The 12,768-nt window shown below is 71.6% G+C and carries 14 protein-coding genes; 5 read left to right on the top strand and 9 right to left on the bottom strand.

What is annotated here, in order from left to right; genetic code table 11:
- Positions 1-41: 41 nt before the first annotated feature.
- A complete protein-coding gene (locus Q0599_RS25970) occupies positions 42-1,367 on the bottom strand; it encodes an ATP-binding protein (RefSeq protein ID WP_298835688.1) in 1,326 nt (441 codons plus the stop codon).
- Entirely contained in the window at positions 1,364-2,038 is a 675-nt protein-coding gene (locus tag Q0599_RS25965) for a response regulator transcription factor (RefSeq protein WP_298835686.1), read from the bottom strand. The genes Q0599_RS25970 and Q0599_RS25965 overlap by 4 nt, the downstream gene beginning before the upstream one ends.
- Before the next feature lie 148 nt (positions 2,039-2,186).
- Here Q0599_RS25965 and Q0599_RS25960 point away from each other — a divergent pair, with 148 nt between their 5' ends.
- The 4 genes from Q0599_RS25960 (at position 2,187) to Q0599_RS25945 (ending at position 6,491) form a co-directional block, all read left to right on the top strand.
- The gene (locus Q0599_RS25960) at positions 2,187-3,047 is read left to right on the top strand and encodes a DUF364 domain-containing protein (protein WP_298835684.1); all 861 of its coding nucleotides are present in this window, start codon (positions 2,187-2,189) and stop codon (positions 3,045-3,047) included.
- A 204-nt stretch (positions 3,048-3,251) separates the two neighbouring features.
- Positions 3,252-3,734, top strand: coding sequence for a (2Fe-2S)-binding protein (locus Q0599_RS25955; RefSeq protein ID WP_298835683.1), 483 nt, complete (start codon positions 3,252-3,254; stop codon positions 3,732-3,734).
- Positions 3,731-6,076, top strand: coding sequence for a xanthine dehydrogenase family protein molybdopterin-binding subunit (locus Q0599_RS25950; RefSeq protein WP_298835681.1), 2,346 nt, complete (start codon positions 3,731-3,733; stop codon positions 6,074-6,076). Before Q0599_RS25955 ends, Q0599_RS25950 begins: the two co-directional genes overlap by 4 nt.
- Entirely contained in the window at positions 6,057-6,491 is a 435-nt protein-coding gene (locus tag Q0599_RS25945) for a DUF1810 domain-containing protein (protein WP_298835678.1), read from the top strand. Before Q0599_RS25950 ends, Q0599_RS25945 begins: the two co-directional genes overlap by 20 nt.
- A 7-nt stretch (positions 6,492-6,498) precedes the next feature.
- Here Q0599_RS25945 and Q0599_RS25940 read toward each other — a convergent pair whose 3' ends face one another.
- The 6 genes from Q0599_RS25940 to Q0599_RS25915 form a co-directional block, all read right to left on the bottom strand.
- Positions 6,499-6,801: an antibiotic biosynthesis monooxygenase gene (locus Q0599_RS25940; protein WP_298835676.1), complete on the bottom strand. Its 303-nt coding sequence runs from the start codon at positions 6,799-6,801 to the stop codon at positions 6,499-6,501.
- Positions 6,802-6,824: 23 nt separating this feature from the next.
- Positions 6,825-7,526, bottom strand: a complete 702-nt coding sequence (locus Q0599_RS25935; RefSeq protein ID WP_298835674.1) for an ABC transporter ATP-binding protein — start codon at positions 7,524-7,526, stop codon at positions 6,825-6,827.
- A gap of 1 nt (position 7,527) precedes the next feature.
- Positions 7,528-8,298, bottom strand: a complete 771-nt coding sequence (locus Q0599_RS25930; protein ID WP_298835673.1) for an ABC transporter ATP-binding protein — start codon at positions 8,296-8,298, stop codon at positions 7,528-7,530.
- Positions 8,291-9,253, bottom strand: coding sequence for a branched-chain amino acid ABC transporter permease (locus Q0599_RS25925; RefSeq protein ID WP_298835671.1), 963 nt, complete (start codon positions 9,251-9,253; stop codon positions 8,291-8,293). Before Q0599_RS25925 ends, Q0599_RS25930 begins: the two co-directional genes overlap by 8 nt.
- On the bottom strand, positions 9,254-10,126 hold the full coding sequence (locus Q0599_RS25920; protein WP_298835669.1) for a branched-chain amino acid ABC transporter permease: 873 nt from the start codon (positions 10,124-10,126) through the stop codon (positions 9,254-9,256).
- A 61-nt stretch (positions 10,127-10,187) separates the two neighbouring features.
- Positions 10,188-11,354, bottom strand: coding sequence for an ABC transporter substrate-binding protein (locus tag Q0599_RS25915; RefSeq protein WP_298835667.1), 1,167 nt, complete (start codon positions 11,352-11,354; stop codon positions 10,188-10,190).
- 152 nt (positions 11,355-11,506) lie between these two features.
- Here Q0599_RS25915 and Q0599_RS25910 point away from each other — a divergent pair, with 152 nt between their 5' ends.
- On the top strand, positions 11,507-11,938 hold the full coding sequence (locus Q0599_RS25910) for a universal stress protein (protein WP_298835665.1): 432 nt from the start codon (positions 11,507-11,509) through the stop codon (positions 11,936-11,938).
- On the opposite strand, the gene Q0599_RS25905 is transcribed toward Q0599_RS25910, so the two are convergent.
- Complete coding sequence (locus Q0599_RS25905) at positions 11,930-12,751, bottom strand: universal stress protein (protein WP_298835663.1); 822 nt, start codon at positions 12,749-12,751, stop codon at positions 11,930-11,932. The two genes, Q0599_RS25910 and Q0599_RS25905, sit on opposite strands and share 9 nt — an antisense overlap.
- Between the last annotated feature and the right edge of the window lie 17 nt (positions 12,752-12,768).

Raw genomic sequence — 12,768 nt, 5'->3', positions numbered from 1 at the left:
CCGCGGCGCGACCCCTGCGGCCGGGGGCCGGACGTCCGGGGTCAGGTGATCGGACCCCGGCGCATGTCGACGCGCAGTCCGCCCTGCGCCGCCGTGCCGAACGTGAGCGTCGCCCCGTGCCGCCGTGCCACCGCCTGCACGATGGCGAGGCCCAGGCCGCTGCCTTCCACCTCGCGCGTCTCGCCGCGCTGGAAGCGGTCGACCAGGCGCTCGCGCTGCCCGGGCGGGATGCCCGGGCCGTCGTCGTCCACGCGCACGAGCCATCCCTCGCCCTCGGTGGCCTGCACCGTCAGCGCCACGCGCCTGCCGCCGAACTTCACCGCGTTGTCCAGCAGGTTGCGGATGGCGCTGCGCAGGGCCTGTGGATCGCCGCGCATGCGCACGGGCATGGTGGCGTCCAGCGTGATCGCCGCACCACGGCGGGCGGCCAGCGGCTCGGCGTCGGCGATCGCCTGGCGGGCCACCTCGGCGAGGTCGACCTGGCTCATCGGCGCGGCGGTGGCGCCGGGTTCGGCGCGGGCCAGCGCGAGCAATTGCTCCACCAGGTGCGTCGCGCGATCCACGCCGGCGCGCAGCTGGGCGATCGCCTCGTCCTGCGAAGCGCCCGCGGGCGTGCCCTGCAGCAGGCCGACCTGCAGCTTCAGCGCCGTCAGCGGCGTGCGCAGTTCGTGCGCGGCGTCGGCCACGAAGTGGCGCTGCGTCTCGAAGGCTTCGGCCAGCCGCGCCAGCAGGCCGTTGAAGGCGCCCACCAGCGGCTGCAGTTCCTGCGGCAGGCCGGCTTCGGGCAGTGCCTGCAGGCTGTCGGCGCTGCGCGAGCGCGCGGCCTGCACCACGCGCTGCAGCGGCGCGAGCGACAGGCCGATGATCCACCACAACCCCATCGCCACCAGCGGCGCAGCGATGGCGATGGGCAGCACGCTGCGCAGCGCCGCCGTGGTGGCCAGCCTGCGCCGCACCGCCAGCGGTTGCGCCACCTGCACCACGCGCAGCGGCGTGGCGGCGGCGAACAGGCGCCACTCCTCGCCGGCCAGGCGCACCTGGCTGTAGCCGAGCACGGCGCGCGGCGGCAGCGCCTGCGTCAGACCGCGCGGCCGGCTGGTGTAGAGCGTCACGCCTTGTACCGACCACACCTGCACCACGTAGTCGAACTCGGGGTTGGCCAGCGCGTCGCGCTCGTCGTCGCCGATGCGGCCCTGGTCGCGCAGCGACAGCGCCATCTGGCGCAGGTGGTAGTCGAACAGTTCGTCGGCCTCGGCGCGCACGCTGACGTAGGTGGCGCCGCCCACCGCGAGGGCGGTGATGCCGGCCAGCGCGAGCAGGAAGGCGAACAGCCGCCCGCGCAGCGAGTGCAGTGCGCCCGACTTCAAGCGCTGCCGTCCTTGGGCGGGCCGGCGTAGTAGCCCAGGCCGCGCACAGTGTGCAGCAGGTCGTCGCCCAGCTTCTTGCGCAGCTGGTGCATGTAGACGCTGATGGCGTTGCTCTCCAGCTCCTCGCCCCAGCCGTAGAGCCGGTCTTCGAGCTGTGCGCGCGAGACGATGGCGCCGGGCCGCTCCAGCAGCGCCTGCAGCAGCGCGAACTCGCGCGCCGAGAGCAGCACGGGGCGACCGGCCCGCTTCACCTCGCGCGTGGCGGGGTCGAGCGTGAGGTCGGCCACCTGCAGCACGGGGCTCGCGCGGCCGTCGTGCCGGCGGCGCAGCGCGCGCAGGCGAGCGAGCAGTTCGTCGAGTTCGAAGGGCTTGACGAGGTAGTCGTCGGCGCCGCTGTCCAGACCCTTGACCTTGTCGGGCAGCGTGTCGCGCGCGGTGAGCACGATCACCGGCGTCGCGTCGCCACGGGCGCGCAGGCTGCGCAGCACGTCCAGCCCGTCGCGCTGCGGCAGGCCCAGGTCGAGCAGCACGGCGTCGAAACGTTCGCTGGCGAGCACGGCCTCGGCGGCGCGGCCGTCGCGCACCCAGTCGCAGGCCATGGCCTGGCGGCGCAGCGCCTCGCGCAGGCTTTCGCCGATCATGGCGTCGTCTTCCACCAGCAGCACGCGCATGGGCGGATGATGCCAGCCGGCGCCGCGCCGACATGAGGCGAAGGTGAAGGGGCCGCGCGGCATGCCGGAGTCCGCGCGGCCCGCTCCGGGACGTGTCGGCCTGTGAAAGATCAAGCCGGAAGCGGGCGGACTCGCCGATAGTGCGCCGATGAGCGACGTTGCCCACGACCTTCTCGTGCTGCTCGAGCGGTTTGCCGCGCGTTGCCCGCTGCCGCGCGTGCACGCGCTGCACCTGCCGCCGCCCGCCGCCGACGGCACGCGCGATGGCGAGTTCTGCGCCATCGAGCTCGACGACGGGTCGCTTGGCCTGAGCTTCGTGCTGCTCGGCGGCACGCTGGCGCAGCTGCGCGCGCCGGGCGATCGCACCGGCCTGCTGGGCATGGACTCACTGGCCTTGGCGCGGCGTTACGCCGAAGGCCATGGCGAGGAGCGTGCACTGGGCTTCGCCGCCGTCAACGCGCTGACGCGCCATCTGTTCGACCGCGCCGGCTACGTGCCACCGGCCGCGGGCGGTTCGATCGGCGACCTCGATCTCGCCGCGGGCGATCAGGTCGGCATGGTGGGGCTGTTCCCGCCGCTGGTGAAGCAGGTGCTGGCCACCGGCGCGCAGCTCACCGTGGTGGAGTTGCGCGAGGACCTGGCCGGGCCGCGCGAGGGCTGGCAGGTCACGCTCGACCCGGCTGCGCTGGCGCGCTGCAACAAGATCCTCTCCACCAGCACGGTGCTGCTCAACGACACGCTGGACGAGGTGCTCTCGCATTGCCGGCAGGCTCAGCGCGTGGCGCTGATCGGCCCCGGCGCGGGCTGCCTGCCCGACCCGCTGTTCGCACGCGGCGTGACGCTGCTCGGCGGCAGCTGGATCGTCGATGCCGCCGCCTTCAAGGCCGCACTGCGCAGCGGGGAGCCCTGGGGCGCGCACGTGCGCAAGGTCGCCATCCGCCGCGAAGCCTACCCGGGCTTCGAGCGCTTGCTCGCCGACGCGCTGGCCGGCGCGCCCAGCGGGCGCTGAGCGGCGCGATCCTCGGGGGCCGTCTCGCACGCTGGCAGGGGCAGGCGGGCGATCAGGCAGAGGGCCTGGCGTCGCATCGGATCCTTCTCCCTCCGAGGGCTGCGGTGAGGTTCGCGGCCGGCCGTGTTCCTTCGACCAGGCGGTGCTGCAGCCGGCGTCGATCGGCACTAGGATGGCAGCCGCACTGTCCCGAGGTACCTGCGCATGACGACCCTCCGCATCGAAGTCAACGGCCGGCCGGTCGAGACCGACGTCGCTCCCACCACCTTGCTGGTCGAACTGCTGCGCGGCCCGCTGGCGCTGACCGGCACGCACCAGGGGTGCGACACCGCGCAGTGCGGCGCCTGCACCGTGCTGCTCGATGGCCAGGCGGTGAAGAGCTGCAGCATCCTCGCCCTGCAGGCGCAGGGCCGCCGCGTCACCACCGTCGAGGGGCTGGCGAGCGGCGATCGGCCGCACCCGCTGCAGGAGGCCTTCATGGCCTGCCACGGCCTGCAGTGCGGCTTCTGCACGCCCGGCATGCTGATGGCGGCCTGCGGCCTGCTGCGCGAGCAGCCGCAGCCCAGCGAGGCGCAGATCGCCGAGGCGCTGGAAGGCAACCTGTGCCGCTGCACCGGCTACGTCAACATCGTCGCCGCCGTGCAGCAGGCGGCGCAGGCGATGGCCGCGTCGGGGGAGAAGGCATGAGCGCGACGGTGGAAGCAGGCCGCTACGGCAGCGGCAAGGCGGTGCGCCGCATCGAGGACCCGGCGCTGGTGCGCGGCGCCGGCCAGTTCACCGACGACCTGGCCCGTGCCGCGCAGACGCACCTGGTCTTCCTGCGCTCACCGCACGCGCATGCGCGCATTCGCGGCGTCGACACCGGCGCGGCGCGGGCCGTGCCGGGCGTGCTGGCGGTGTGGAGCGGCGCCGACCTCGCCACCGCCGGGGTCAAGCCGATCGGCCCGGCCGTGCCCTTCCCGCGGCCGGATGGCCAGCCCGGCGCCTCGGCGCCGCGCCATGCGCTGGCGCTGGACCGCGTGCGCTACGTCGGCGAGGCGGTTGCCGCTGTCGTGGCCGAGTCGCGCGAGGCGGCGATGAACGGAGCCGAGGCGGTGATGGTCGACTACGAGGACCTGCCGTCGGTGACCGATCCGCTGCAGGCCATCCGCCCCGGCGCGCCCGTGCTGTGCGATGCCGCACCCGACAACATCGCCGCCGAGATGCGCCATGGCGACGCGGCGGCGGCCGATGCGGCCTTCGAGACGGCGGCCCATGTGGTGGCGCTGGACCTCGTCAACCAGCGTCTCGCGCCGGCCTCGATGGAGCCGCGCGTGGTGCTGGCCGAGACCGAGGCCGGCAGCGGCCGGCTCGTCATCACGCTGTCCAGCCAGATGCCCACCGCGGTGCGCGACGGCGTGGCCGCTTCGCTCGGCCTGCCCAAGGAGCAGGTGCGCGTGCTCGTCGGCGATGTCGGCGGCGGCTTCGGCATGAAGACCGGCCTGTACCCGGAGGACATCGTCGTCGCCCATGCGGCGCGCGAACTGAGGCGGCCGGTGAAGTGGTGCGCGCAGCGGCTCGAGGAGTTCAGCGCCTCGGTGCACGGCCGCGACGTGGTCACGCGCGCCGAACTCGCGCTCGACGCGAACGGCAAGGTGCTGGCGCTGCGCACCCGGTCCTACGCCAACGTGGGCGGCTACGCGATGACGGTGGGCGTGGCCATCCAGCTGCTCATCGGGCCCTGGGTGTCGACCAGCATCTACGACATCCCGACGATCTCGTTGCGGCTCAGCGCGGTGATGACCAACACCACGCCGACCGGCGCCTATCGCGGCGCGGGCCGGCCTGAGGCGATCTACATCATCGAGCGGCTGATGGACGCCGCGGCGCGGGAGATGAAGCTCGACGGCGCCGAGCTGCGCCGCCGCAACATGATCCGCCCTGCGCAGATGCCCTACAAGAACCCGATGGGACAGACCTACGACGTCGGCCAGTTCGAGAAGATGCTCGACCAGGGCCTGGCGCTGGCCGACTGGCACGGCTTCGAGGCGCGCCGCGCGGCGTCGAAGACCCGGGGCCGGCTGCGCGGCCGTGGCATCGCCACCTTCCTCGAATGGACGGGCGGCAACGCGCTGTCCGAGCAGGTCACGGTGAACGTGCTTCCGCAGGGCCTGATCGAGCTGACCGTGGCCACGCTGCCGATGGGGCAGGGCATTGCCACCAGCTTCGCGCAACTCGCCGTCGACGTGTTCGGCGTGCCGATCGAGCAGATCCGCATCCTGCACGGCGACACCGACCGCGCCAACGGCTTCGGCAGCGCCGGCTCGCGCTCGCTGTTCACCGGCGGCTCGGCGGTGCAGGTGGCCTCCGAGCGCACGATCGAGCAGGCGAAGGAACTCGCCGGCGAGGCGCTGGAGGCCGCGCCCCGCGACATCGAATACCGTGCCGGCCATTTCGGCATCGTCGGCACCGACCGCGGCATCGGCCTGTTCGAGCTGGCCGCGAAGCAGCCTGCGGCGCGCATCACCGCCGAGGGCGGCGCCACCGCCGGCGCGCCGAGCTGGCCGAACGCCTGCCACGTCTGCGAGGTCGAGGTCGATCCCGACACCGGGGTGGTGGAGATCGCCGCCTACGCCTCGGTGAACGACATCGGCAGGGTCGTCAGCCCGACCATCGTGCGCGGCCAGGTCGAAGGCGGCGCGGTGCAGGGCATCGGCCAGGCGCTGTGCGAGCAGGTGGTCTATGAGCGTGACGGCGGCCAGCTGCTTACCGCCAGCTTCATGGACTACGCGCTGCCGCACGCCGACGGCTTCCGCGGCTTCAAGACGGTGTTCGACACCTCGGTGCCCTGCACGACCAACGTGCTGGGCGTGAAGGGCGTGGGCGAGCTCGGCACCATCGGCGCCACGCCGGCGGTGGTCAACGCGGTGGTCGATGCGCTGGCGGACGCCGGCCTCGGGCGCGACGCCGAGCGCGTGCAGATGCCGCTGACCGCGCCGACGGTGTGGCGCGCGCTGCAGCGCGACTTCGATGTCGTCGCCATCGGCTGAAGACCGCTTCGGGCTGCAGCGTTTCCTGCAGGCGCAGGACCCGGTCTACGCGCAGGTCGTGGCCGAGTTGCGCGACGGCCGCAAGGCGAGCCACTGGATGTGGTTCGTCTTCCCCCAGCTCCAGGGGCTGGGCAGGAGCGACATGGCGCGGCGCTACGCGATCTCGGGGTGCGCCGAGGCGGCGGCCTACCTGGCGCACCCGCTGCTCGGTGCGCGGCTGCGCGAGTGCACCGCCTTGGTCAACGCCGTGCAGGGGCGCGGCATCCAGCAGATCCTCGGCTCGCCCGACGACCTGAAGTTCCACTCCTGCATGACGCTGTTCGAGGCGGTGGCACCGCAGGAGCCGTTGTTCGGCGCGGCGATCGCCAGGTTCTTCGGCGGCCGCCGCGACGCGCAGACGCTGGCGCGCCTGTAGCGCCGGCTCAGTCGGACTTGCCGAGCAGCTCGAAGTGCTCGACCACCGGCGGCTGCGCGAAATACGGGCCGACGATGGCGCGCCACTGCGCGAACAGCGGGCCGCCGCGGAAGTGCACCGTGTGGTCCTCCAGGGTGTCCCAGAAGATCTGCAGGATGTAGCGCTCGGGCGACTCGATCCCCTTGTTGACCTTGAAGCCGCGGAAGCCCTTCGCCTGGCTGATCACGCTGCCGACGCCGCGCAGGATGGCTTCGTCGAAGGCGGCCTGCTGGCCGGGCTGGATGCGGATGTCGGCGAGTTCGAGGATCATGGTCGCTCCTTCTGCGGTGGGATTCAGACGCCGAGGTACTGCGACAGCGCGGCCGGGTCGGACGCCAGCGTGTCGCTCGCGCCGGCGAGCACGATGCGGCCCTTCTCCATCACCGCGGCGCGGTCGGTGTGGGCGAGCACGCGACGGTAGTCGCGGTCGACGATCAGCGTGCTGATGCCGGTGGCGCGGATCTCGCCGATGACGCGCCAGATCTCGGCGACGATCAACGGCGCAAGGCCCTCGGTCGCCTCGTCGAGGATCATCAGCTTCGGGTTGGTCATCAGCGCGCGGCCGATGGACAGCATCTGCTGCTCGCCGCCGGAGAGCTGCTGCCCACCGTGGCCGAGCCGTTCCGCCAGGCGCGGAAAGGTGGCGAGCACGCGCTCCTCGGTCCAGTCGCGCCGGCCGTCGACGCCGGCGCGTGCGCTCATCAGCAGGTTCTCGCGCACCGAGAGGTTCGGGAAGATGCCGCGCCCCTCGGGCACGTAGCCGATGCCCAGCTTCGCCATGCGCTCGGGCGCCCAGCCGGTGACCTCGCGGCCCTCCCAGGCCACGCGGCCGGAGGCCGGGCGCACGTAGCCCATCAGCGTGCGAATCAGCGTGGTCTTGCCCATGCCGTTGCGGCCGAGCAGGCCGAGCGCGGTGTGCGCCGGCAGTTCCAGGCTGGCCCCGCGCAGGATGTGGCTGTCGCCGTAATAGGTGTTGATCTCGCTGACCGAGAGCATCTCAATGCCCCTCGCCGAGGTAGGCCGTCTGCACTTCGCGGTTGGCGCGGATCGCCGCCGGCGCGTCGCTGGCGATGACCTCGCCGTTGACCATCACCGTGATGCGGTCGGCGATGCGGAACACCGCGTCCATGTCGTGCTCGACCAGCAGCACGGCGTGCGTCCGCTTCAGCGAGGCCAGCAGCGCGAGCATGCGGTCGGTCTCCTCGGCGCCCATGCCGGCCAGCGGCTCGTCGAGCAGCAGCACGCGCGGCCGTGTCGCCAGGCACATGGCGATCTCGAGCTGCCGCTTGCCACCATGGCTGAGCGTGCCGGCGCCGCGCGCCGCCTCGTCGGCGAGGCCGGCCGCCGCCAGCGCCTCGCGCGCCACCTGCAGGCTGCTGGCGCAGTGCTGCGCACTCTCCCACACCGCCCAGGCGCGCGGCCGCGCGGCCTGCGCGCACAGGCGGCAGTTCTCCAGCACGCTGAACTCCGGGAAGATCGTCGTGCGCTGGTAGCTGCGGCCGATGCCGGCGCTCGCGCGCCGCGGCTGCGACCAGTCGGTAATGTCGTGACCGTCGAAGTGGATGCTGCCGCTGGATGCCGGGATCTCGCCCGACAGCATGTTGATCAGCGTCGACTTGCCCGCGCCGTTGGTGCCGATCACCGCGTGGACCTGACCGACCTCGAAGGCCAGCGAGACGCCGTTCACCGCGGTAAGCCCGCCGAAGCGGCGCGTCAGCAGGTTGGAGCGCAGCAGCGGCGCGTTCGCATCGGTCCGCGGCTCAGCCATGCGAGGCTCCGGCGAGGCGTGCGTTCAGGCCGATCAGGCCCTTCGGCAGCAAGGCCACGAAGGCGATGATGGTCAGACCCAGCGTGAGCTGCCAGTGGCCGGCCAGCGGGCCGAGCAGCGCCTCGCTTTGGGTCAGTTCCTTGAGCAGCGTGAAGGCGAATGCGCCGATCACCGCGCCGCGCAGGCTGCCGATGCCGCCGAGGATGATCATCAGCAGCACCGCGCCCGACTCGTGCCAGGACAGCAGCTCGGGATTCACCGCGCCGTCCTTCACCGCGACGAGGAAGCCGGCGAGCCCGGCCAGGGCACCGGCGATGACGAAGGCGGCGAGCTTGTAGCCGTAGGTGCGAAAGCCCGCCGCGCGCATGCGCTGCTCGTTCACGCGGATGCCCGCCAGCGCATGGCCGAAGCGCGAGCGGTTGATCAGCGCGAGCAACGCATAGCTCGCCACCAGCGCCGCGAGCACGGTGTAGTAGAGGTGGTGCTTGCGTTCGAGGTCGAGCCACACCGTGCCGGCGATCTCGATCACCGGCTTGCTGTACAGGAAGATGCCGTCGCTGCCGCCGCCGACCTTGGTGTCGTGGAACACGAAGTAGGCCATCTGCGCGAAGGCCAGCGTGACCATGATGAAGTACACGCCCTTGGTGCGCAGGCTGAGCGCGCCGACGAACAGCGCGTACAGTGCCGCCGCGCCGATCGCCGCCGGCAGCAGCCGCAGCAGCGATGCCGGGCCGGCGTCGCCGGTGGCCAGTACCGTCACGTAGGCGCCGATGCCGAAGAAGGCGGCGTGGCCGAGGCTGACCAGTCCGGTGCTGCCCACCAGCAGCTCGAGGCTGAGCGCGAAGATCGCGAGCACGGCGATCTTCACGACCAGGTCCTGCGTGTAGGGCGTCAGCACGGCGGGCAGTGCGGCCAGCGCCAGCGCCACCAGCCAGGGAGCGAGCCACCTCGGCATCTAGAAGCTCCGCTTCATCAGGCCCTCGGGCCGCCAGACGAGGATGATCGCCATCAGCAGGTAGACGCCGATGCCGCTGTACTCGGCGAAGAACACCTTGCCGAAGGTGTCGACGAAGCCGACCAGCAGCGAGGCGATGAGCGCGCCGGTGATCGAGCCGATGCCGCCGATCACCACCACCACGAAGCAGATGATCAGCACGCTGCCGCCCATGCCCGGATAGACCGACGACAGCGGCGCGGCGATCATGCCGGCCAGTGCCGCCAGCGCCACGCCGCCGGCGAAGACGATGCGGTACAGGCGCTGGATGTCGATGCCCAGGCCGCGCACCATGTCGCGGTTGCTCGCGCCGGCGCGGATCATCATGCCCAGCCGGGTGCGGTTGACCACCCCGTACAGCGCTGCCGCGAGCACGATGCAGGCGAGCGAGGCGAACACCCGGTACCACGGATAGCTCATCAGCTCGCCGAGCTTGAAGCCGCCGGACAGCCACGACGGCGCCTGCACGCCGTGCACGTCGTTGCCCACGGTGAGCGAGCGCAGTTCCTCGAAGACGAGGATCAGCGCATAGGTCATCAGCACCTGCTGCAGGTGCTCGCGCTGGTAGAGGAAGCTGAAGAAGGCCCACTCGAGCAGGTAGCCGAACAGCGCGGCGAGGATCACGCCGGCGAGCAGCTTGCTCAGGTACCAGTCGCCGAACCACGGCGCCAGCACGAAGGCCATGTAGGCGCCGATCATGTAGAAGCTGCCGTGCGCCAGGTTGATCACGCCCATGATGCCGAAGATCAGCGTCAGCCCGCTGGCCACGAGGAACAGCAGCAGGCCGTACTGCACGGCGTTCAGGCACTGGACGAGGAAGGTGGCGAGGTCCACGGTGGCTGCCGGCAAAGAAGGAATCGGGCGGCTCGAGCCGCCCGTTTCATGCTGGCGAAGCTTACAGCTTGCAGCCGCGCGCCGGGTCGGCCAGCGCCTTCACCGCCACGGCGCGGTACTCGTTGTTGACGCCCTTGGCCTCGCGCAGGTACATGTCCTGCACCGGGTTGCCGGCCGGCGAGATGGTGAACTTGCCGCGCGGGCTGTCCACCGTCACCTTGCGCATCGCCGCAAGCATGGCGTCGCGCCTGCCCATGTCGCCCTTCACCGCGTTCAGGCCGGCGGCGAGGATCTGCGCCGCGTCGTAGCCCTGCACCGCGTAGACGTCGGCATTGGTCTTGTAGGCCAACGCGAAGTTCTTGCGGAAGGTGTTGTTCTTCGGGATGTTCAGGCTGTCGGCGTAGTGCAGCGTGGTCTGCAGGCCCTGTGCCGACGGGCCCTGGGCCTCCAGCGTGCCGTCGGTGAGGAAGCCCGAGCCGAACAGCGGGACGCTCTTCTTCAGACCGGCGGCGTCGTAGTCCTTGACGAACTTGACCGCACCGCCGCCGGCGAAGAAGGCGAACACCACGTCGGGCTTCTGTGCCGCGATCTCGGTCAGCAGCGCCTGGAACTCGACGTTGGGGAAGGGCAGGCTGAGGTCCTTGACGACCTTGCCGCCGCCCTTCTCGAACGCCTCGGTGAAGCCCTTCACCGTCTCGGTGCCGGCCGCGTAGTTCCAGGTGATCGTCATGGCGCGCTTGTAGCCCTTCTGCGCGGCGACCACGCCGGTGGAATAGCCCGGCTGCCAGTTGCTGAAGCTGCTGCGGATGATGTTGGCCGCGCACATCGGGCCGGTGATGGCGTCGGCGCCCGCATTGGGCACGATGAGCAGGGTGTTGCTCTCGCGCGCCGCCTTGGCCATGGCCAGCGCGACGCCCGAGTGGACCGTGCCGACCAGCACGTCGACCTGATCGCGCTTGATCAGCTTGTTGACGTTGTCGGTGGCCTTGGACGGATCGCTCTCGTCGTCGACCTTGAAGTACTGGATCTCGCGGCCGGCGAGCTTGCCGCCCTGTTCCTGGACGTGGAGCTTGAAGCCGTTCTCGATCATGTTGCCGAGGGCGGCATAGGTGCCGGTGTAGGGCAGCATCAGGCCGACCTTGATCGGGCCGCTGCCCTGTGCCAGGGCCGGCGAGGTGAGGGCAGCCGCGCAGGCGGCAGCGACGGCAAGACGGGTGGCGACAGGCATCATCAGGCTCCAGGACTCGGGAGCCGGCATGCTAGGGCCGCACATCGGAGCGGGCCATCGGGGTTTGACAGAAGTCAGCGGGGCCACGGCCGCCCCGCCGCAGCCTCGCGCCACTGCGCGATACTGGTCGCAATGGACTGTGGAGGCCCGTGATGAAGATTCTCGTTCCCGTCGACGGCTCGGCCGAGTCGCTCGCCGCCGTGAGCCATGCGCTGCAGCTCGTGCGCGACGGCCTGCGCGCGACCCTGCTGCTGGCCAACGTCCAGGAGCCGGCCAGCCTGTACGAACTGCTGCGCGTGCACGATGCCGACGCGATCGAGGCGATCGCCCGCGGTGCCGGCGAGCACCTGCTGCAGGAGGCTGCGGCGCTGTGCACGACCGCCGGCGTCGATTTCGAGCTGGAGGTGGCGCAGGGCGAGCCGGCCCACACGCTGATCGACATCGCCGAGGACGAAGGCTGCGCGCTGATCGTGCTGGGCGCGCACGGCAAGGGCGAGACAGTCGGCAGCCGCCTCGGCTCGGTGGCGCACGCGCTGCTGCACGACGCGCAGCTGCCGGTCACCGTGGTGCGCGCCTCAGTGTGACATCAGCACCGGCACGGTCATCGACTCGATGACGGTGCGCGTCGCGCCGCCGAGCACCCACTCGCGCGCGCGTCCGTGACCGTAGCAGCCCATCACCAGCAGGTCGGACTGCTCGTCGGCGGCGAGGGAGAGCAGTTGCTCGCCGACGTCGATCTCCGAGGCGACCTCGCGCTTGAACCGCGCCTGCACGCCATGCTGGCGCAGGTAGCCGACGATGCCGGACTCGGCCGCCGGCGACTCGCCCTCGTCGAAGGCCGCCACCGTCACGTCGCGTGCCTGCAGCAGGATGGGCAGCGCGGCGCTCACCGCGCGCGCCGCCTCGCGCGTCGGCTTCCAGGCCACCAGCACGCGCTCCAGCTTGGGCGGTGCAGCCGTGATGTGCGGCACCACGATGGCCGGCCGGCCGCTGTCGATCAGCACCGAGGAGACGAAGTCAGGCGGCACGTCGACGTCGCGCATCTCGTCGGTGCTGCGCTGGCCCATCACCAGCAGGTCGGCATAGAGAGCCTGCTGCGCGACGTCGACGATGGGACGGCCGGTGACCTCCAGCCAGTTCACGCGCTGCCGGTCGACGCTGGCGGCGAACAGCTTGCGCGCCGCCTCGAGCCGCTGCGCGTCGACCTCGGCGAGCATCGGCGCGACGTCGGCGCCGGCAGCCATCGCCATCGGGTAGCGCAGCAAGGCGGAGGTCACGGCGTAGATGGCCGTCGCCTGCGCCCCGTGCGCGAGCGCGAGCTGTTCGGCGAGCTGCAGCCGCACCGCCGCGCGTGGCGAGGCATCGACGTGGACGAGGAGGGCTTTCAGCGTGCTCATCGAGATCTCCGGCAGGG

Origin of the sequence: uncultured Piscinibacter sp. (genome assembly GCF_937952055.1) — a bacterium.
Lineage (GTDB): Bacteria > Pseudomonadota > Gammaproteobacteria > Burkholderiales > Burkholderiaceae_C > Piscinibacter.
The sequence above is the reverse complement of the archived record's forward strand: the minus strand, read 5'-3'. Positions and strand labels throughout refer to the sequence as shown.

What these genes read in the sequence shown, in the direction of transcription:
- Q0599_RS25935 (WP_298835674.1), bottom strand. Translation starts at nt 7,526, where the DNA reads ATGCTCTCGGTCAGCGAGATCAACACCTATTACGGCGACAGCCACATC.
- Q0599_RS25925 (WP_298835671.1), bottom strand. Translation starts at nt 9,253, where the DNA reads ATGCCGAGGTGGCTCGCTCCCTGGCTGGTGGCGCTGGCGCTGGCCGCA.
- Q0599_RS25965 (WP_298835686.1), bottom strand. Translation starts at nt 2,038, where the DNA reads ATGCGCGTGCTGCTGGTGGAAGACGACGCCATGATCGGCGAAAGCCTG.
- Q0599_RS25940 (WP_298835676.1), bottom strand. Translation starts at nt 6,801, where the DNA reads ATGATCCTCGAACTCGCCGACATCCGCATCCAGCCCGGCCAGCAGGCC.
- Q0599_RS25915 (WP_298835667.1), bottom strand. Translation starts at nt 11,354, where the DNA reads ATGCCTGTCGCCACCCGTCTTGCCGTCGCTGCCGCCTGCGCGGCTGCC.
- Q0599_RS25945 (WP_298835678.1), top strand. Translation starts at nt 6,057, where the DNA reads ATGTCGTCGCCATCGGCTGAAGACCGCTTCGGGCTGCAGCGTTTCCTG.
- Q0599_RS25905 (WP_298835663.1), bottom strand. Translation starts at nt 12,751, where the DNA reads ATGAGCACGCTGAAAGCCCTCCTCGTCCACGTCGATGCCTCGCCACGC.
- Q0599_RS25910 (WP_298835665.1), top strand. Translation starts at nt 11,507, where the DNA reads ATGAAGATTCTCGTTCCCGTCGACGGCTCGGCCGAGTCGCTCGCCGCC.
- Q0599_RS25930 (WP_298835673.1), bottom strand. Translation starts at nt 8,298, where the DNA reads ATGGCTGAGCCGCGGACCGATGCGAACGCGCCGCTGCTGCGCTCCAAC.
- Q0599_RS25960 (WP_298835684.1), top strand. Translation starts at nt 2,187, where the DNA reads ATGAGCGACGTTGCCCACGACCTTCTCGTGCTGCTCGAGCGGTTTGCC.
- Q0599_RS25955 (WP_298835683.1), top strand. Translation starts at nt 3,252, where the DNA reads ATGACGACCCTCCGCATCGAAGTCAACGGCCGGCCGGTCGAGACCGAC.
- Q0599_RS25950 (WP_298835681.1), top strand. Translation starts at nt 3,731, where the DNA reads ATGAGCGCGACGGTGGAAGCAGGCCGCTACGGCAGCGGCAAGGCGGTG.